At 70.5% G+C, this 18,939-nt stretch carries 13 protein-coding genes and 1 pseudogene; 6 read left to right on the top strand and 8 right to left on the bottom strand.

Translation table 11 applies throughout. The annotated features are described in order from the left end of the window. Positions 1–91: 91 nt before the first annotated feature. A complete protein-coding gene (locus tag ACIBG6_RS05250; RefSeq protein WP_399221137.1) occupies positions 92–988 on the bottom strand; it encodes an arginase family protein in 897 nt (298 codons plus the stop codon). A gap of 88 nt (positions 989–1,076) precedes the next feature. Between ACIBG6_RS05250 and ACIBG6_RS05245 the strand changes: the two genes are divergently transcribed. Beyond that, on the top strand, positions 1,077–2,285 hold the full coding sequence (locus ACIBG6_RS05245; RefSeq protein WP_399221136.1) for a hypothetical protein: 1,209 nt from the start codon (positions 1,077–1,079) through the stop codon (positions 2,283–2,285). 367 nt (positions 2,286–2,652) lie between these two features. On the opposite strand, the gene ACIBG6_RS05240 is transcribed toward ACIBG6_RS05245, so the two are convergent. Then, the gene (locus ACIBG6_RS05240) at positions 2,653–3,993 is read right to left on the bottom strand and encodes a tetratricopeptide repeat protein (RefSeq protein ID WP_399221135.1); all 1,341 of its coding nucleotides are present in this window, start codon (positions 3,991–3,993) and stop codon (positions 2,653–2,655) included. A gap of 162 nt (positions 3,994–4,155) precedes the next feature. Between ACIBG6_RS05240 and ACIBG6_RS05235 the strand changes: the two genes are divergently transcribed. Continuing rightward, complete coding sequence (locus tag ACIBG6_RS05235) at positions 4,156–5,481, top strand: M64 family metallopeptidase (protein WP_399221134.1); 1,326 nt, start codon at positions 4,156–4,158, stop codon at positions 5,479–5,481. Between the two features lie 343 nt (positions 5,482–5,824). Beyond that, complete coding sequence (locus ACIBG6_RS05230) at positions 5,825–6,352, top strand: 2'-5' RNA ligase family protein (RefSeq protein ID WP_399221133.1); 528 nt, start codon at positions 5,825–5,827, stop codon at positions 6,350–6,352. A gap of 372 nt (positions 6,353–6,724) precedes the next feature. Here ACIBG6_RS05230 and ACIBG6_RS05225 read toward each other — a convergent pair whose 3' ends face one another. Continuing rightward, the gene (locus ACIBG6_RS05225) at positions 6,725–7,165 is read right to left on the bottom strand and encodes a hypothetical protein (RefSeq protein ID WP_399221132.1); all 441 of its coding nucleotides are present in this window, start codon (positions 7,163–7,165) and stop codon (positions 6,725–6,727) included. Between the two features lie 204 nt (positions 7,166–7,369). Here ACIBG6_RS05225 and ACIBG6_RS05220 point away from each other — a divergent pair. Further along, a pseudogene (locus tag ACIBG6_RS05220) lies at positions 7,370–7,557 on the top strand (IS5/IS1182 family transposase); the annotation flags it as partial. Positions 7,558–7,914: 357 nt separating this feature from the next. Further along, the gene (locus tag ACIBG6_RS05215) at positions 7,915–8,793 is read left to right on the top strand and encodes a GNAT family N-acetyltransferase (protein ID WP_399221131.1); all 879 of its coding nucleotides are present in this window, start codon (positions 7,915–7,917) and stop codon (positions 8,791–8,793) included. An 88-nt stretch (positions 8,794–8,881) separates the two neighbouring features. On the opposite strand, the gene ACIBG6_RS05210 is transcribed toward ACIBG6_RS05215, so the two are convergent. Beyond that, positions 8,882–9,475 (bottom strand): hypothetical protein, encoded by a 594-nt coding sequence (locus ACIBG6_RS05210; RefSeq protein WP_399221130.1) that lies wholly within the window; start codon positions 9,473–9,475, stop codon positions 8,882–8,884. 207 nt (positions 9,476–9,682) lie between these two features. Between ACIBG6_RS05210 and ACIBG6_RS05205 the strand changes: the two genes are divergently transcribed. Further along, positions 9,683–12,040, top strand: coding sequence for an LPXTG cell wall anchor domain-containing protein (locus tag ACIBG6_RS05205; protein WP_399221129.1), 2,358 nt, complete (start codon positions 9,683–9,685; stop codon positions 12,038–12,040). Positions 12,041–12,458: 418 nt separating this feature from the next. Here ACIBG6_RS05205 and ACIBG6_RS05200 read toward each other — a convergent pair whose 3' ends face one another. The 4 genes from ACIBG6_RS05200 to ACIBG6_RS05185 form a co-directional block, all read right to left on the bottom strand. Then, positions 12,459–13,715 (bottom strand): hypothetical protein, encoded by a 1,257-nt coding sequence (locus tag ACIBG6_RS05200; RefSeq protein ID WP_399221128.1) that lies wholly within the window; start codon positions 13,713–13,715, stop codon positions 12,459–12,461. Positions 13,716–13,730: 15 nt separating this feature from the next. Next, complete coding sequence (locus ACIBG6_RS05195) at positions 13,731–17,078, bottom strand: PQQ-binding-like beta-propeller repeat protein (RefSeq protein WP_399221127.1); 3,348 nt, start codon at positions 17,076–17,078, stop codon at positions 13,731–13,733. Positions 17,079–17,295: 217 nt separating this feature from the next. Beyond that, positions 17,296–18,465 carry a hypothetical protein gene (locus ACIBG6_RS05190; RefSeq protein WP_399221126.1) on the bottom strand — a complete coding sequence of 390 codons (1,170 nt, stop codon included), beginning with the start codon at positions 18,463–18,465 and terminating at the stop codon, positions 17,296–17,298. A 188-nt stretch (positions 18,466–18,653) separates the two neighbouring features. Further along, positions 18,654–18,935, bottom strand: a complete 282-nt coding sequence (locus ACIBG6_RS05185) for a hypothetical protein (protein ID WP_399221125.1) — start codon at positions 18,933–18,935, stop codon at positions 18,654–18,656. Between the last annotated feature and the right edge of the window lie 4 nt (positions 18,936–18,939).

The following is an 18,939-nucleotide window of genomic DNA, read 5'->3' as shown; positions in this document are numbered from 1 at the left end:
CCCGCCCACGACCGGGCATCAACAAGAACCCCACCCATGAACAATCCAACGACCGACCTGTCCAACCGTCACAGCAAAGACCGTTGCAGTACTAGACCGGCGGGCCCTCGACCGGCGGGCCCTCGACCGCCAGGGCCCGCTGCAGGCAGTCGGTCAGGCGGCCGGCGATCGTCCCGTCGGGGTCGAGTCGCGGGTTGAAGATCGTGACGTCGAACCCGACAGCACGCTCGTGGCCCAGGGCAGTCCTCAAAACGCCCTCCAGTTCGGGCCAGCTCAGCCCGCCGGGCTGCCGGTAGTCGACGGCGGGCATGATCGCGTCGTCCAGGACGTCGACGTCAAGGTGGACCCAGAACCCGTCCCGCTCGGCGAGCCGGGCAACGGCGCCGCGCGCGGCCTCGACCGCGCCGGCCGCGCGCACGTCGTCGAGGGCGAGGGCGTACAACCGCGGCGGGAGCGGTCGACTGCCCGCCGCGGCGGACTCGTCGGCGTCCCGGAACCCGAACGCGACGACGTCCTCGTCCCGCACCAGCGGCCCCCGCCCCTCCAGATCGGCGAGCGGCCGGGGGCCGCGCCCGGTGGCCAGGGCGAGTTCCATCGACGCGACCTCGCCAGTGGGCTCGGCAGACGGCTGGTAGAAGTCCGTGTGTCCGTCGAGGAACACCAGCCCGTACCGCCCCCTGCGCCGCAGGGCGAGCAGGTTCCCGAGCAGGATGCTGCAGTCGCCACCCAGGACGACGGGAAAGCGCCCGGAGTCGAGCGCCTCGCCGACGACGTCCGCCAGCTGTACGGAGTACCGCGCGATCCCGCCCGGGTTGAGCACCCCGGTCACGGCGTCCCGCACCGGGTCGTACGCGGGCGGTTCGACCCGTGCGACCCGCGCCACTCCCCCGAGCACGGCCTCCGGCAGCTCCTGCACCCCGGACGGCCGCAACCCGAGCACGGACGGCGCCTCGACGACGGCGAGGCCACGCTCGCCGGGCAGCGTCATACGTCCATGGTGTCCCCATCGGGCAGACCGTGCTCGCGCCGGTGAAATCGGCCTGCTCAGGGCGTTGCCCGGGCAGTAGCATCCCCGGATGCGAAGCATCGAGACCCTGATACCGCAGGCCGGATCCGACGACACCGCAGGCCTGCGGGAGGTCGGCGCGGAGGAACTCGCCCGGTACGTGGCGGACCCGGGGCACCCGTGGTGGCGGCGCAGGCCGTGCGTGATCGCGCTGACCGGCCGGGTCCCCGAACGGTACGTCCCCGAGCTGATCGCCTGCGTCCAGGACCCCCAGGACACCTCCGAGGTGCGCAGAGCCCTCCTCGACCTGCTCGCCGACCGGGTGGAGCTGCTGCCCTGGCTGCGGCACGAGGACCGTGCGTCCGACACCTCGTACGGAATGGGAGAGGCCTTCCTCAAGGCGCGGGGCCTGCTCGGCGACCGTTCGGCCGCGCGCGAGCTGGCGACGCTCGCCGCCTCGCCGGGGCGGAGCGCCCGCGACGCGGGCGATGCCGGTCTGGACGGGCTCGTGGACCGGTACGGAGCGGACGCGATCCTGGCCGAGCTCGGCGAGGACCGCCCCGAGGACCGGGAGTTCCGTGTCTGGATGCGGTACCGCGCCGACGAGGACGTGACCTACGCGCTCGCGGACCCGGACCGGCGGGTCGCGTACGTCGCCCAGTCGCTCGCGACCGACGCGGACCGACTGCGTGCCTACCTCGAAGAGGCTCCGACGACCGAGGCGAAGGTCTGGGCGGCGTACGCGCTGTACGGCCTCACCGAGGACAGGGCCGAGGCCAAGGCGGTCTACGAACGTCTGGGGTGCCCCCGGGTCGAGGTCGAGGGCTTGGACGAAGAGATCCGCCGTGCGATCGTCCACGAGTACGGTCCCGGCTGTGAGCGCCTGAGCGACCCACGGTGGCGGATCGAAGCCGTCTGCGCCGAGCCGCCCGCCCGCCCCGACGTGGACGGCCGGCTCCGCCGGGCGACGGCCGCCCTCACGGCCGCCGGCCTGGCGCCGAAGCCCCCGGTCTCCTGCGGCGAGGACAACCAGCAGGGGGACGGGACGTACCACGTGATCGAGGTCGGCGGGGACCGGCTCCTGATCAGCACCCTCGGCCCGTTCGCGACCGCCGAGGAGGACGCTCCCGACGCCGCCTGGCGTGCGCTCGAATCGGCGGGCTTCCGCTGGATCGACGGGGAGACGGGAGCGATCCGGGTCACGGACCTCTGCGTCTACTACTTCGGCGGACGGAACGCCATCACGGTCGACACGGCGCTCTTCTACTGGCAGGACTAGGCCCTGTCCGGCGGACCAGGCGGATCATGTGGCTGTCGGGCTGCCTGCTCGTTGTGCCCGGCATGGGGCGGGGTGATCCGACGGGTGCCGGGTGGGTTCGGCTGGAGCCGCACTGCCGGCGTCGGGACAGCGTGGCGGGCGGTGGAACGATCACCTCAAGGTGATCGGCGCGATCGTGTTGCGGGTCCGGACGGGCATACCGTGGCGGGAACTTCCCGCCCGTTCAAGGAGGGGTCGGGGCCGGCAGCGTGAGCCGCGGGTCGCCGAGCCTGGAAGCGCACAATCCCGGCGCCTGACCTCACGGAAGACCCGACGGTCCGTTGCGCGGACCGTGTGCGACGTCATCGTCGTCAGGTCGACCTGGCCGTCAGTGCGGCGGGAAGGCCAGTGCCGTCGGAGCCGGCCCCAGCGTCGTCGTGCCAGGGGGCGACCGGTGGCCCAGCCCCGTGCGGTACGCGTCCAGCGCGGCCTCGGTGCGGCCGCCGCGGCGCAGCAGGTCACCCAGTAGACGGCACAGATCGGCGAGGTCGCCGCTCGCGCCGCTGCGCTCCAGCAGCCCCAGCGCCATGACGTAGTGCTCCTCGGCGGTCTCGCTGTCCCCCCTCTCCTCGGCGATCAGCCCGAGCAGCCTGTGCGCACCCCCCGCGTGCACCGCGCCGTGCCGGTCACCCAGTTCAAGAAGTGCAGAGAGCAGTTCCGACGCCTCGTCGTGCCGTCCGAGCCGCCGGAGGACATCGGCCAGCTCCACTTCCACCTGCGCGGTGAACAGTGCCGCGCGTTTGACGTTCAGCATGTCCCGGGCGGCGCGCAACTCCTGTTCGGCTGCGACCAGTTCTCCGTTCTGAGCGTGGACGTAGCCGCGCATCCAGTGGCAGTGCGCAAGATCGGTACGCAGGCTCAGCTGCTGGTAGATCGCCTGCGCCTTGGCCAGTGAGGCGTCCGCGTCAGCCGTGCGCCCCTCGGCGAGGAGGGTGCGGGCCACCTGCCGGTGCATGCCCGCCACCAGCGCCGGGTCGTCGACCTGTGGAGCCAGCGCCAGGGCGAGCTCGGCGGCGTGTGCGGCACGGGCGTGGGCGCCCATGTCCATGTACGGGCCGATCACGGCGGCGTACAGGACGACCAGCGCCTCGGGGTCGGCCAGGCCGCTCGTGCCGAGCTCGTCGATGGTGGACTCGAGGAGGTAGCAGGCGTAACGCAGCTCCCCGGCCAGGAGGTGTGCGACGGCACGGCCCCGGATCGCGCGTGCGCGGCGGGGCAGCGGCTCCTCGGCGAGGAGCCGCTCGGCGGCCTGGAAGTGGTGGGCCGCGTCGACCAGTTCACCGGTCTCCAGGGCACAGTCACCGAGCCCGAGCAGCGCCTCGGCCTGCTCGGGCACGAGTCCGAGGTGCTCCGCGTCGGTGAGCAGGCGCCGGTAGCGCACGGCGGCCTCCTGCGCCGTCCCGGTGGCCAGCTGCCTGCGCGCGTCGACGAGAGCGAGCCGCAGCTCCGTGGCGAGGTGCGCGGGCCGGCCGGTGGCCAGCTCCTCGTACGACGTACCGAGCCGCTCCGCGAGGAAGCGCAGTGCGGTCTCCGAGGGCCTGACCCTGCCCGACTCCAGCGTCGAGACGTACGCGGGGGTGTACGAAGGCTCGGCCAACTGCCGCTGCGTCAGCCCGCGTTCAGCGCGCAGCCGTTGCACTCGGTGGCCGATCGTGGCCGGATCGTCCATGTGGACCCCCTGGTTCGTGAACTGCCCAGTATCCAGAAGCAGTAGGCATTGCGCACGCCATCGCCTTCCGCCTAGGTTAAGCGACTCGTTCAGCACATTTACTGATGCACTTAACTCGCCTGGCAAGGGGCTGATTTCATGCGTTCAGCACGACGAGGAGCCATGGCGGTCGGAGTGGCCGTCGCCCTCACGGCCGTACTCGCCGCCGCACCCGGCAGCGCCGCCGCGGACCCGACGGCACCCCCCACGGCCGGGGTCGAGGTCGAGATACCGGGGCCGGAACACGGGACGCTCGCCGGATCCGGCCACACGCATGTGCCTTCGGAGGGCCGGAACCAGGCGGCCTCCCGCCTGACGGCGACCGAGGTGGCCGCTGACGGCGAGGTGGCGAAGATGGTCGACAACGGCCCCACCGCCGACCGGCTCGACATCGTCGTCGTCGGAGACGGCTACACCGTCGCCGAACTGCCCCGCTTCCACGCCGACGCCCAGCAGAAATGGGCCGAGCTGACGGCCGTCGAGCCGTACACCACCTACCGCAACCTCTTCAACGTCTGGACCGTCGACGCCGTCTCGAACCAGTCCGGCGTCTCCGGCGACCCCTCTCCCGACACCCTCCGGGACACGGCCCTCGGCTCGTACTTCTGGTGCGACAACATCGAGCGGCTGCTCTGCATCGACCAGGACAAGGTCGACGGATACGTCGCGAAGGCGCCTGAGGCCGACCTGGTGCTCGTCCTCGCCAACAGCACCAAGTACGGCGGCGCGGGCTACAACGAGCCCAGCGAGACCCTCGGCTACGAGGGCATATCAACGGCCTCGGCGGGCAACGAGAAGTCCGGCCAGGTCGCGATCCACGAGACCGGCCACTCCCTGGGCAAGCTCGCCGACGAGTACTTCTACCCCGACTATCCCGGCTACGAGCGGTACCTGGGCCCCGAGCCCGCCGACTCCAACATCACCACCCTCACCGCCGACGACATGGCCGACCGGGGCACCAAGTGGCACCGCTGGCTCGGTGAGCAGTCTCCCGACGGCGACACCGTCGGCGCGTACGAAGGCGGCGGCTACTACGTCACCGGGCTGCGGCGCCCCACCGAGGACTCCCTGATGCGCTCCCTCGGCAAGCCCTTCAATCTGCCCGGAGTGGAGGCGATGATCGCCGGCTTCTACCGCGAAGCGCGCATCGCCTCCCCCATCACGGCCACCGATCGCACCCTCCGCACGGGCGACACCGCCAAAGCCCTCGTACCCCGGCTGGCGGGGGCGGACGGGCGTCAACTCACGGTCCGCTGGTACCTGGACGGGTGGGAGATGAAGTCCCTCGCGGGCCGCACCGATGTACGCGTGTCCGACCTGGCCCTGCGGCCGCTCGACCGTCGGACGCACACGCTGTCCCTCACCGCCGAGGACCGCACGCCCTCGGTCCGGGACCGCGGCATCGCCCGGACGATGAGGGCCACGGTCAGCTGGACGGTTCGGCGCTGACGGGCGCCGACAGGCAGGCGCCGCGGTTCGTGGCCGGCTCTCGGACACCCTCGAGGAACGCGACGCAGGGGCGGTTTCGCCAGCCCCGCGGCATGCTCGATCCGGCAGCCGTCGCCCATACACACTGAGCCGCGCCGTGCCCCCTGCCTCCCGCCCGCGAGGACGTCGACGCGGCTCGGGCAGCCAACGGCGCGGGCCGTCTCGTGGGCGACGACTGGTCCAGCGCGGCGAGCATGGAGCCCAGGTCGCTCGGAGCCGCGCCCTGTTCCACGATCAACTCGTCGCCCTCGCCCCCCCCCAGGGCAACGGACGCAATAGCGGACTGGCCTGCGATGATGACGGCGTGCCAGAGCCAGGGACCACTGCCGTCGTCATTGTCTTGCCCGATGCCGCCCCGCTCCTCGAGGCGGCGTGGCGTATCGACCCGACTCTGGTGCGTCGTGGGGTGCCGGCGCACGTCTCGCTCCTCTACCCGTTCGTGCCGGAATCGGCGCTGACAGATCAGGACGAGACGGGTGTGCGTTCCCTGGCTGCGAGTTTTCCGGCAGCTGATCTGCGCTTGGAGGAGGTCGTGACGGCGTCCGGCTTCGTCGCCGTCACCGTTCCGGGACTCCAACCGATCGTCGATGCGTTCCGCTCCGAGTGGCCCGGGTTGCGCCCGTACAGGGGCCGCTTCGGGGCGCGGCCCGCCGCCCATGTCACGGTCGCTATGGGTGCGGACAACCCGACAGCTGCAGCCCATGTCCGCGCTGCGATCGGCCGCCTGCTGCCGCTGGAGACCCGTGCGACGGCGGTCCAGCTGGTGGTGCTGACGGAGGAAGGCTGGCAGCCGCGGTTCACGGTGCCGCTCGGCGTCCCGGACGGGCCGTAATCACCGCCCTCCAGTCCCTCGCCCCTGGCCGCAAGCACAGCCCGAGGGCAGGCGCCTCGTCCCCTGCCACGGCAAGGTCCTCGGCCGCACCCTGGGCCCCGCGACCTCCTGGAGTTGCTGCGGCGGGCAGGACTGGACCCGGAAAACGTCCACATGGACGACCCGCTGCTCATCGAGTGGCGCGGCGGCGGGCCAGCCGTCTGGAGCCACTATCCCTCCGATGAGTGAACACAGCAGTGCGTGCCGCCACCCAACGAGGGCGGCGGCCCGCACTGCTGCGCTACTGCTGTTAGCGGGGCATCGCAGGCCCGTTGGCCTTCACCGGCTACTGCGCCCCGCCGTCGGCTGTCTTTGGCTGAGGGTGATCCCCGATCAGCGGCGGCCGGTGGCCAGGATGACAAGGAACTGGCCGCCGCCCGCCTCGATGTCGGCGGTCACCGGCAGCCCTGGTAGCAGCCGGGAGAACCGGTCCACCAGCCAGTCCGCCGCCTCTTGGGCATCCTTCCTGGTCGGACAACGGCCCACCATCTCGCGGCCCCCCTTGCGCTCCAGCCTGTCGGCAACGGCGGTCAGCGGCGCGGGTTCGACTACGTACAGGCGCTCCGGCCAGGCGATGACGACCTTGACCGCACCCTTGCGGCTGTTGCACCCGCGGTGCGCGAGCCGCTCGGCGACCTTGGCCTTCCGGTCGGCGGTCCGGCTGTCGACACTGGGCCCCCGCGGGTCGTTCACCGACTCGTCGGGGTCGACCGGTTCGTCACACACCCAGCACCGCCAGCCGTCGCGCTCGGCCACATCATCAAGAAGACTCATCCAAGCAAACTAGCCTGCCCGGCCGCCACTCGCGCACCAGGGCCCCGGCAACGTCCCACCACCGGACAAACAGCGCTGCAACACCAGACTGGCTCTATAGACGACCGTCCGAGCCGCCCTCCTCCTCGGCTACCTCGCCGAGCACCGCTCGGGCCGGCCTCTGGACCGGTCACCGAACTCCAGGCCTAGGACGACGAGAAGGGCCTGATCACCTGGGATGTCCGTGTCGAGTCGACGGTGTGCCGCGCTCATCAGCACGCTGCCGGGGCGGTCAAAAGGGGGATCTCCGGAAGCAACCGCCCGGCGACATCGAAGTCGAGCCGGACGACCACGGGCTCGGGCGCTTGCGAGGTGGGCTGACCACCAAGGTCCATCGGGGATCCGATGCACGATCCCGGAGAAGAGGGACCAGATCCGCAACCGCAAGAAGCGCGGTTCCCAGTTCCCACGGCGGCCGGCCCCTGGCGTTCGACAAGACCGATCACCGCGAGCGGCACTCTGTGGCTCGCCGTTCGCTATGAGGCAACCGTACTGATCACGGCCATCAACGAGTGGCTGTGACCCCACGGTCGCACCTGCCTTCAGTTAACCCTTTGCCGAGGAACCGATGGGCCAGCTACGTTCGCCCAAGCCGTCCATGGTGTTCCGGACCGGCACTGTCGACGAGGAGGTGTGGAGCGCATGCGCACGAGTGCCCAGCAGGTGAGCCCGCGTACTGACCTTCGCCACCTCCTCACGACGGAGACACCTTGTCGCTTCGCATCACCCCACTGACCGACCCCGCTCATGGGGCGCACAGCCGACGCCTTGCATGGCTGGCATCCGACGCCGATTCCATCCCCGTTGGGACGGCCTTTCTGCGCCTGTTCGATGGCGGACAAGAGCACCTGGCCGAACTGACCCTCCAGGTCCATCCCACGGAGCGCCGCAAGGGCGTCGGCTCCAGACTCCTCGACACCGCCGTGGCCGCCGCCCGGGACAACGCCCGACGCTGCGTCAGCGCGCAGGCCCAGGCCGGATCGCCCGGCCATCACTTCCTGCCGGCCCACGGCTTCCGCAAGGTGCTCACCTTGAGATTCGCCCGCTTGCCACTGGCCGACGTGGACCCCACCGCCCTCGCCGAGATCATCGAGGGTCCGCACCCCGGCTACCGGCTGGCGTCATGGCAGGGAACGGTGCCCGACGACCTCGCCCAGACGTTCGCCGCCTCACGCCGTGCCATGGACGACATGCCCACGGAAGACACCGACTACGGCACCGTAACCTGGGACGTGGACCGGGTCCGGGCCGCAGCGAAGGCCGTCCAAGACCGCGGAAACCAGCTGCACACGGTCGTCGCCATCGACACGACCGACGACTCGATCGCCGGGTTCACAGAACTCGTCGTCCCCGGCAACGGCACGGGGGATGGCCAGCACTACGGCACCGGCGTGCTGCCCGAGCACCGCGGACACGGCCTCGGTCGATGGATGAAGGCCGAGTCGATCCGACAAGCCCACAGGCGCTATCCAGACCTCGGCGGCCTCCTCACCGACACCGCCGACAGCAACACGCACATGCGACACATCAGCGACAGCCTCGACTACGTGCCCACACACACGACAGTCCAGTACCAGCTCGACCTGTAGAGACAAGCGGACGACGGGCCGGACCTGGGCATCCCCTGGTCCGACCAGTCGGCACTCTCACAACAAACCCAAGTGCCTTGCGCAACGGCTAACTGTTGGGGTGGTAGCGGCAGGAGGAATCGTCGCAGGAGGTGGGTACCTCCCACCGGCTACTGATGCGGTGCAGCAGGCCCTGATCCGCAGGCCGGGCGGGGAGGTTGCACAAGATTTCGGTCGGGGAGTAGATCGGGCGCGCGTCGTCCTCGATGTGCTCGGGGTCGGTGTAGTGGAATTCCTCCCGGCGTTCCCAGGGCAGGGTGATGTGCGGCCGATGGTCGAGAGGGTTGTCTTCGGCGAAGGAGGGGTGGAGCTGCCACTGGGTGCCGAAAGCTCGGTTGTGGACCTCACCGAGGTACCAGGCCGCAACCGCGACCAGGGGCGCGTCCATCACCTGGCGGGCCTGAGCGGGGCTGTCGAACGCGTCCCGGATGAGTGTCTCGAGCCTGGGGAGGGAATCCACGGTGAAGTCCCACGGCCCGCGGCCGGCGCGTTCCTTCGCCCAGGCGGGGAATCCGGTGCGCTGCTGTTCCAGCCAGTTCTCCAGCACCGCGTTGTGGGCGCTGACGTGGTCTCGGGTCTTCTCTTCGCGCAGGTACTCGGCGTACTCGTCTTCGTCCATGTCGCGCGGGTCGGTCCACTCCATGCCCCGAGAGTAGGCCAACCATGTGTGTGCGATGTAAAGATCCCGCATGGCACGTGAGTTGTCGGTGCACCGTTAGTAACTCCGGTGCGGGCGGGGCCCGTTGTGGTCCTAGGGTTGGGTGCTCCCGCAGAGGCGCCGAACTGACCACGGGGGCCCGTGGCGCCGCGCGAGGAAATCTGACTGACCTGGGGCCCCCAGGGGGTTTTCGTGACCCAACACATACGTTCTCGACGCCGCTGGTGGGCGCGGGCAGCAATCGCGCTGGCCTGCGCCGGCGCCGTCTCGCTGACCGGCCTGCCCGGCTGGGACCAGGCCGAGGCGAAACCTTCGCTGAAGCAGGGAAAGCGCTGCGACGAGGAGTACAAGGACTTCTACGACTTCTCCGACGTCGTAGAAGGCGGCCTCCCGGACGACGGATACATCCGGCCGGACGCGGACCTCGACGAGTACGACTACGTCAACGGGCAGAAGCAGTGGGACGGCCTGCGCGCGCCGACCCCCGACGAGCTCAAGGAGATCAGCGACGACCCGGAGGACTACAAGAAGGGTGACAAGCAGCGGGTCTGGGCCTACTACAAGAAGGCCCTGAAGACGTCCCGGTGGAGTGGGGTGCCGTTCGAGACGTACCGGGACGACTTCTACATCCCCAAGGGCGGCAACGACCCCCGCGGCAAGGCGTACATGGCCAAGCTCGTCTACGACTTCGGCCTGGTCGGCCCGGACTGGATCTGCGAGAAGGAGTTCGAGGTCGTCGACCCGGACACCAAGGAACGCTACGTACGGCGGGCGGACGCCTACAACAAGCGCACCGGTGAGATCGTCGAGGGCAAGTCGAACGACAAGCCCGACCCCACGCAGCGCCCCAAGGACAAGGCGCTGCTGAAGGATCCGAACCACAAGGACAAGAAGATCTCCTACGCCTACGGGCGGGAGACGAAGGGCGGCGCGAAGAACCACGACGCCGACCTCCGGCGGATCGCCCCGGACCGGGTGAAGAAGATCAGCTACCGGGCCTCCGCGGTGGAGAAGGCCCCGAGCGGGACGTCGAACAGCCCGACGCGTCGTGTCGACCCGTACATGAACGCCAAGCCCGGCACCGGCACCGGTTCCCGTGGCGGCGGCAACGACATGATCCAGAAGTCGCCGGAGAGCCCCAAGCAGCTCGCCGACCGGCTTCAGCGCATGGGCCGGATCCCCGGTGTCTCCCAGATGCCCACCCCGGGCGGCATCGACTTCTCCACCCTGGAACTCCAGTACGTCGGCACACCCGTCAAGGGCAAGGGCCTGGACTACTCCTTCGGCGCGAAGGAAGACCCGGACAACGACACGGTCGGCTGGGGCGGCAAGGCGAAGGCGCAGATGGCCTCGGACGCGTTCTTCACATGGCTCGCGCTGACGCCGGACAAGTTCTGGGTGAACCTCAACCCGGACACCCCCGGCACGATCATGGACGACAAGTTCGCCTCCACGGACGCCGGCCGGGTGCTGCTGGAGGCCGACCTCCGGCTCAAGCATGACTTCTACAAGGCGATGGACCCCAAGACGGACCTCGGCAAGAACACCTGGGACAGCCTGTCCAAGGTCAACGGCTGGCCATGCCTGACGTCGATGCGGAACTGGATCGAGCCGAAGCCGGCGAAGGTCCGCGAGCAGGACGGCGGGATCTACATCCTCGACGCGCCGCTCAAGCTGCAGTCCGAATACGCCGACGTCAACACCCCCGGCCCCGGAGGCGGCAGGCCCTGCCAGGACTCGCTGACCAAGGCCGAGATCGAGCACAACGAGCGGGTGTTCCGCCGCACGATCGTGCCCGAGGTCGAGAAGTGGATCAACGAGGGCCCGCAGTACGCCGACCTGCGCCGCGTCTACAAGTCCCGGGTGGCGGCCGAGTTCGTCCGCCAGCAGGACGCGCAGCGGCCGACGGACTACCGCACCATCATCAACAGCAACAATGTGATGCAGTGGCCCATCCGTGCCCCGCACCAGGACTGGAAGAAGACCGACGTCTTCAACAAGTACGTCAAGGTCTTCAAAGAAGGCGAGTTCAAGTACGAACTCACCAAGGGTGAAGAAGTATGGGTCATCAGCATCGGTGGCGTGGACCTGTCCAAGCAGCCCAAGCGCAACGTCACCCAGGCCGAGTTCCGCCTCCAGAACCGACACCTGCCCCGCCAGACCAAGACCTCGGTCAAGACCATGACCGAGGACACCGAGCGGGAGCGGCTGCTCCTCTTCGGAGGGAACTCCAATGGTCAGAAGGACGACGGCGGCGGCACCACCCCGTCGCCGAACCCGACCGACCCGCCGAGCCCGACCGACCCGCCGAACCCGACCGATCCGCCGTCGAGCCCGGCTCCGGACCCCACCACCCCGGACCCCACCACCCCGGGCCCCGGTGAGGGTACGACGGCCCCGCCGGCGAACAAGCCGGACCCCGAGGGAAACCTCGCCGACACCGGCTCCGACACCCCCATCGGTCTGATCACCGGCATCGCCGCGGCGATCGTCGCCCTCGGTGGTGGCCTGATGTGGTGGATGCGCCGGCGCAAGGGCCTCGGCGGGTAGCCTGAACAGGCAGGACACGCCTCTTGGACAAGGGCCCCAACCCACATGCCTCGGCAGGGTTGGGGCCGTTGTGCAAGATCGTCGGCGTTCCTGTCCCGCCTTTGCGGGGAGGTACCGAACCACAACGCCGACCTCCGGAAGATCAGGCCGTCCGCCCTGCCCGCGCGGGGCTGCCCCGACTCGGCCTGCGTCCGCCGACGCCTGGCGGAACCCGGCACGTCGGCGAAGGGCGGACTGTTCGCCTTGAAGGTCGTCGGCGACACGCCCCGACGCCACAGCCGCCGCGTGGACCGACGACGGCTGCTTCACCCCCGGAGACCTCGCCGTCCGCGACGCCGGGTTCCACCGTATCGTCGGCCGTGAGACCGGGCCGGCTGTGTCAGTGTCTGCCGGGGCGCCCCTTGCCAGTCATCCTCCCCTACGGCGCGAGGAGATGGCTCGCCGCGACGGCAGAGGCCACCGTCCCTCCGGCCACCACCGCCGAGGCAGCGAACAGCGGAGCCCTCAGGGCCCAGGTCCGCAGCGCCGGGGAGCGGGAAACCCGGTCCAAGAGTGCGTCCCGGCCGCGGAGCACGACCAGACCGACGCCGGTCAGTGTCAGCGCCATGCCGAGTCCGAAGGCTGCGACCATCCCGAGGGCCAGGGCGACCTTTCCGGTCAGCAGGCCGGTGAGCAGGACGAGGAACGCGGAGGGCGAGGGCACCAGACCGCCCGAGGTGCCGAGAAGCAGGATCCCGCGCCAGGTGAGCAGCGAGGGCGCGTCCGGGATGCGGTGGCTGTGGCTGTGGCCGTCCCCGTGCTCGTGATCGTGATCGTGATGGTGGAGGTGCATTCGGTGGTGGTGCTTTCGGTGGCGCAGATGCCGCCTCAGCAGGTCCACCCCCACCCCTGCCACCACGAGCGCGGCGATCAGCTGCAACCAGCCCGTCAGCGCCGCGATGTCCGGCGTGCTGTTCGCTGCCAGCCACCAGCCGACCGCGAGAACCGTCACCGAGAAGGTGTGCATCACGGCGACGATCCCGCCGAGCCACACCGCGTCGCGCGGCCTGCCCCGGCCGCCCACCAGATATCCGGCGGCCAGTGACTTCCCGTGCCCCGGGGCGCAGGCGTGCAGCGCACCCACGGCCGCGGCCACGAGCAGCGCCACCGGCAGAGCCGCCCCGTGGTCCAGCAAGGACGTCAGATCGGTGGTCCACGACCACGCCGACGTCCCAGCACCGGAGGTGCCTGCCATCGCCGTGAGCGCCAGCGTCCGCATCGGCTCCTTCGCGGTGTGGAGCCCTCCGGAGCCCGTGTCCGTCACCGACATCGTCCGGTACGCCGGATCGATGTCGGTCAGCGCCGTGACGGTCAGGTCGATGCGGTCCACCGGCCGCGGGCAGACGAGGCGGAGCGTCAGTCCGGTCGCTCGGTCGACGCGGCAGGCGCGGCCGTCCTGGCGCACGGCGATGTGCGTGCTCAAGTAGCCTGCCGTGTCACCGCCGGACTGCTTCTGCAGGACGGCGACGTCGTCCCGCTCCGCGGACCAGGTCACGTCGACGGCGGTGCCGGCCGCCTCGACCTTCACGACGGGTGGGGTTCCGAAGGGGTGCGCCTGCGCCGTCCCCGCGCTGCCGAAAAGCAGCGCGAGGACGGGGGCCAGCAGGAGCAGCACCCCGGTGCGCAGTGATCGCACGGTGGTGCTTCCTCTCTACTTTCGACGTGCGGCGAGCGCGTGGACCGTGCCGTCGTCCGTGAGGGCGAAGAGCCAGTCACCGCTGACGGAGAGGGCCGAGGCCACTCCGGCGCCGAGGTTGTACGAGGCGTTCTGCCGGCCGGTGGCCCGGTCGAGGACGAGCAGTCGCCCGTCCCACGTCCCCACGTACACCTGATCCTTCGTCACCAGCGGGTGCATCGTCGGCGAGCCGTCGCCCACCGAACAACCCATGGCGACACGCGACTCGTCGTCCAGCGGGCTCTCCCCCGCCAGGTAGCCGGTCGTGGTCACCCACACCGGCTTCGACGGATCGGCCGCGCCGGTGTCGTACGCGCGCACGACACCGTCCCGGCCCGCGACATAGGCGGTGCCCCTCCACACAGCGGGACTGGTGAGCGGGGCGCGCCCCGGCTCGCAGGTGCTGCCGCCGCCGAGCCTGGACTCCCAGACCACGGCTCCCGTCTTCGGGTCGTGGCCGCGGGTGCCGTACGCCGTGAACGTCACCAGCTGCGGGGCGCCCGTGGCCGGGTGGGTCAGGACGGGCGAGGAGTGGCTGTCGATGTCGCCCGCGGTGTCCTTGACCCACAGCTGGGTGCAGGTCGCGAGGTCCATGGCGACGACGGTGTTGCTCGACATGGAGTGCAGATAGGCGGTGTCGGAGCCGGGCTCGCGGATCACTGTGCTGTGGGCCTGTCCCCAGGAGAACGAGGCGCCGAAGCCGCCGGGCAGGATGCCGCCGGTTTCGGCGTCCCGGCAGCGCACCGTGGAGGCGTCCTGGTAGACGGCGACCGTGCGGGAGTCCGCGCCCGCGAGGGTGAAGACGCTGACGGGGCCGCCCGCGCGGCCGTAGCGGCGCACGGTGTCCCCGTGGGCCTCCTCGCGGTCGATCGACTGCCAGACGATGGTGCCGCTCGACGCGTCCAGGGCGTAGATCCGGCCGACACCGGTAGTCAGGTAGACCTTGCCGCCGTGGAGTGTCGGCGCCGACTCGGCGTCGCCGTCCAGGTACGTACGCCACAGTTCGCGCCCGGAGGAGATGTCGTACGCGAGCATCATGCTGTACGGCGAGTCGAAGGCGCGGGACGAGACGATGAGCCTGCCGTCCGCGATCACCGAGCCGTTGAGGTTGAACTGCTCGCCGGTGTGGCGGGTCCACCTGAGGTCGAGCGTCGCTCCCGGCGCGTCGCCGCTCGCGGACCGCCCTGCCTCGTCGCCGCCCTGCCGCAGCCAACCCTGGCCGGTACGCGGCCTGCCGAGCTCGGCGTCGCGCACCACCTGGAAGGTGTTCTTCACGACGGGGAACCTCACGCCCCGGGTGTCGTACGCGACCGACTCGGCGGTGTACGTGCCGGGCCGGAGCCCGCGCAGTGTGCCGCTCGCCCGGGTCCAGGCGCCGCGCGCGTCGGGGCAGGGCTCGGGCGTGCCGCCGGGCGCGGTGTAGCAGTTCTCGATGCCGGGGCGGGAGGCGCCGTTGCCGAAGCGGACGGTTTCGCGCTCGACGACGCGGCCACGACCGTCGCGGACGGTCAGCACGGCCTTGGCGGGGGTGCGTCCGTCGTCCTCCGCGTACGCCTCGACGGGCACTCCGGCCCGTGCGCCGTGGACGCTGCCGTCCGCGGGACTGACGAGGGCGGCGTCGTCGTCGATGTCGAACTGGCGGTGGATGCCGGTCACATGGCCGGTGTCCTCGTTGCGGTGGGTGCGGGGATCGTCCGTGATGCCGCTGAAGTCGAGGACCTTGTAGTCGGGGCGGGCACCGTCGATGCCGTACGTGCCCTGGTTGTTGATCTCGACGGACCGCTTGAAGGCGCCGCGCCGGAACTCGGCCTGCTGGTTGTGGCCCGCGGCGACCATGCGTACGTCGTACTTGGCGAGTTCGTCGATCGTCGGCTGCATGCCCGCGCCGGGGCCCCACTGGGTGAAGAGCGAGCGATGGGCGAAGACGAAGACCTGCTTGCCGACGGCGTGCCGGGCGAGGTCCCGGCGCAGCCACTCCAGCTGGGGCTTGAGCCCGCTGGCGTCGTAGTTGTCCTCGAGGACGACGATGTGGCGGCCGTTGCGGTCGAAGCTGTACCACTCGGGCGCGAGGTTTCGGCGGTAGTACTCCAGGCTGCCTGCGTAGCCCTTGGAGGTGGCCGTGCCGCCGAAGTCGTGGTTGCCCATCACCGGGTAGAACGGGTGGCCGAGCCGGCCCTGTTCCAGCCCCTTGCTGAAGAGGTCGTAACCGCCCTGGCGGCGCGGCTCGTCGGCGTAGTCGGTGACGGTGAGGTCCCCGGTGGCGATCTGCATCGTCGCGCCGTCGACCTCGGACATCGCCCGCACTTGGCCGGTCCACTGGGGCAGGGCGCGGCGGGCCTCGTCGTCGTTGCGGTTGCCGACCTCGGTGTCGGAGTTCATGACCCACTTCTCGGTGGGGTTCGAGGCGTTGCGGTCGGGTACGAGCGCGAAGTCGACGCCCGTGCCGCCGGTCTCGGGGATCTTGTGGAAGAACTGCGGGATCCAGTCCTTGCGCAGGGCGGGCGTGTAGCCGTCCGGCGAGACGATGCTGACGAGGTCGGTCTCGCGTCGCCGGGGGTCGACTTCCAGGCGGTACGCGCCGTCCGCGCCGGTCGTGCTCCATGAGGAGCCGTCGGTGACGTCGATGCCGGGCATGGGCCGCTCGCCTTTGTCCCGCTTGCCGTTTCCGTTGGTGTCCTTGAAGACGGTGCCCTCGACGGTGACGGTCGCGGCCGGGTCCGCGGCGTCGCCGGCGAACGCGGCCTGCGGCGCGAGGAAGGACAGCGCGAGGGCGCCCGCGGTCGCCACCCGGATCCGGCGCGTCGTGCGGCGCAGCCGGAGGGCCGCGATCAGCAGGGCGGCGCCTGCCGCCGTACCGAGTGCGACCGTGAGCACGGTGGTCCACGGGAACGACGGCAGCGTGTGGACACCGCGTACGTCGACGAGCGGCGTGTCCGCGGTGGCGTCGGCGGCCGTGCCGTCGAACTCGACGACGACCTGGGTCAGTCCGCCCTGCTCGATGAGCGGGGTGAGGTCGAGCGCGTCGACGTGGCAGCTCCACGCGAGCTCGACGACGACGCCGCCGGGCACGCCGCCGTTGTCCCCGGCCACGCCGGAGCCGGTGGCCGGGCAGCCGGCTGGGAGCAGTCCGGCCGCCCAGGCGCCCGCCTGCTCGGGCTGCACCACGCCACCGTGCACGATGAGGCGGCCACTGGTGACGTCGCCCCGGGTCGCGACCACGAGTTCGGCGTGTTCGCGCGAGACATGCGCGAACGCGGGCTGGGCGCCGATGCCCAGCACGAGGAACAGCAGCGCGAGCGCGGCTGCTGTGCGTATGGGTTTCATGAATGTGGAGGCTAGGCATCCGCTGTCCGGATACCGGTCAGTACCGGCCTGATTTCATCATGCTGTGCGCAAGAGTTCAGCGTCAGCGATCGGATTCGTACCGGGTCGTCCCCTCAGAGCGGCGGGCCGCGTACGCGGCTTCACCGCCGCCGAGCGCGCAGCCGGGAATTCGTCTCCCTCTGCCCCGATCCGCCTTGAGCGCGTGGCGATGCCGGGTTCAGAGAGTTGGGGGCGCCTCGTCCAGGAGGACGCGCAAGCGCTCCAGTGCCCACGCTTCCGCATCGTCTGCCGGCTCCCGTTCAAGACAGGCGCGCAAGTCGACGTGTCTGTTGGTCCAGCTCCTTCCTGCCTGGTCGTACGGGTAGAGCACAGAGACGAGGAAGTGTGCAAGGTCCGAGCGCCGGGGATCCTCCGGCTCGGGGGAGATGAAGAAGGTGCGGATCGGCGGAGCATGGTCGCCGATCACCCCCGCCGCCTCCAGGTCGACCACGCGCACACGCTCGTCGGCGTCGGCGTCGGCGTCGGCGATTGGGCCCACGAGGAAGTTCGCCAGTTTGGCGTCGCCCAGGTAGACGCCTTCCGCGTGAAACCGTTCGAGCAGCAGCCACGCCTGCTCGAGGTGCCGCGGGCGAAGCCGACCGTTCAGCTTGTGGTGCAGGAAGTTCGGCCCGTCGACGTATTCCAGGACGAGGACGACCTTGCGCGGGACGTCCAGCGTATCCAGCAGCGCTGGGGCCATCCGGTCCAGTCGGCGTTCGGCGAGGAGCCGGTAGCAGGCGATTTCCCGGCGCAGCAGGTCGCAGCCGTCGGTGCCGTCCGGCTGCAGCTGCCCGCGGTGATAGCCGGTTTTCAGCACGACCTGCCGAAGCGTTGCCGCCGTCGCGTCCATGGCGTGGAAGACCCCGCTCTTGCCCTGTTGGGCGAGTGCGCGGAAGGCGGGGTAGCGGCGCAGGAAGCGCCCCACACGGAGGTCCTCGGCCTCCGGCTCGGTGAACCCGGCGAGGACGTCCCGCACGCCCTCGGGCACGGCGTGCGCGAGGCTGCTGCGGTCGTCCGTAACCTCACGACCGTCGAGGACGAGCGTGCTGCCCACGTACGCGCCGAAGCGGTAGAAAAGTGGCAGCCGGCCGCCGAAGGGCCGGGCGCACGGCACCGCGGGGCACTGGTCCCGGTACGGCCCGAGCGCCTCCTTGAGCGCGCCCAGGAACGACGGCTGCGGATCCGACAGGTAGACGACCAGGCACTTCCCGATCTGGGAGTAGCCGTGCACCCCCGCGTTGAGGTGCTGCAGGGTGGCGAGGTCCTTCACGTACTTGAAGTGGAGGCCGGCCCCGAGCAGCAGCGGCGCCACCCGCTGCAGCATCTCCCGGGCGTTGAGCGGCGTCATCGGAACGTACAGCTTCCACCCCTGACGGATGCCCGGGGCCGGAACCCCGCACGCGTACCAGAGGGCGGACTCGGCGAAGGAGCTGCCGGCGCCGAGCTCGCGGGGGTGGGGCAGCGCGGAGATCGCCGGGGCGGCGGGTGCTTCCGGGACCGCCGTCGGCGCGCCGCGCACCACGGCAGGGCCGGCCCTCAGCACTCCACCAGGACTGTGGTCACGGTCACCGTGGTGATCGTGGGGCTGGCCGCCTCCGCATCCTCCCCGGACCGAGCCGGAAGGAGGGCGGCCAGCTCGCGCTCACCGGTCGCGAAGCCGATCAGCCGGTGCACCCGCTCCTCGTCCGTCTTCATCGCCTCCAGTTCGCGGATGACGGACTTGTACTGCTCAGGGTCCTCGCGCATGGTCCGGATGACCTCGAGAATCGACTCTTCCGTTTCGCGCTGCGCGTCCTGCTCACTCGGCTCGTAGGCCATGATT

This window comes from Streptomyces sp. NPDC050842, assembly GCF_044456565.1.
GTDB lineage: Bacteria > Actinomycetota > Actinomycetes > Streptomycetales > Streptomycetaceae > Streptomyces.
The sequence above is the reverse complement of the archived record's forward strand: the minus strand, read 5'-3'. Positions and strand labels throughout refer to the sequence as shown.

Coding starts and splice junctions, on each gene's coding strand:
- ACIBG6_RS05250 (WP_399221137.1), bottom strand. CDS start 988: ATGACGCTGCCCGGCGAGCGTGGCCTCGCCGTCGTCGAGGCGCCGTCC.
- ACIBG6_RS05210 (WP_399221130.1), bottom strand. CDS start 9,475: ATGGAGTGGACCGACCCGCGCGACATGGACGAAGACGAGTACGCCGAG.
- ACIBG6_RS05240 (WP_399221135.1), bottom strand. CDS start 3,993: ATGGACGATCCGGCCACGATCGGCCACCGAGTGCAACGGCTGCGCGCT.
- ACIBG6_RS05195 (WP_399221127.1), bottom strand. CDS start 17,078: ATGAAACCCATACGCACAGCAGCCGCGCTCGCGCTGCTGTTCCTCGTG.
- ACIBG6_RS05245 (WP_399221136.1), top strand. CDS start 1,077: ATGCGAAGCATCGAGACCCTGATACCGCAGGCCGGATCCGACGACACC.
- ACIBG6_RS05190 (WP_399221126.1), bottom strand. CDS start 18,465: ATGACGCCGCTCAACGCCCGGGAGATGCTGCAGCGGGTGGCGCCGCTG.
- ACIBG6_RS05225 (WP_399221132.1), bottom strand. CDS start 7,165: ATGAGTCTTCTTGATGATGTGGCCGAGCGCGACGGCTGGCGGTGCTGG.
- ACIBG6_RS05235 (WP_399221134.1), top strand. CDS start 4,156: ATGGCGGTCGGAGTGGCCGTCGCCCTCACGGCCGTACTCGCCGCCGCA.
- ACIBG6_RS05185 (WP_399221125.1), bottom strand. CDS start 18,935: ATGGCCTACGAGCCGAGTGAGCAGGACGCGCAGCGCGAAACGGAAGAG.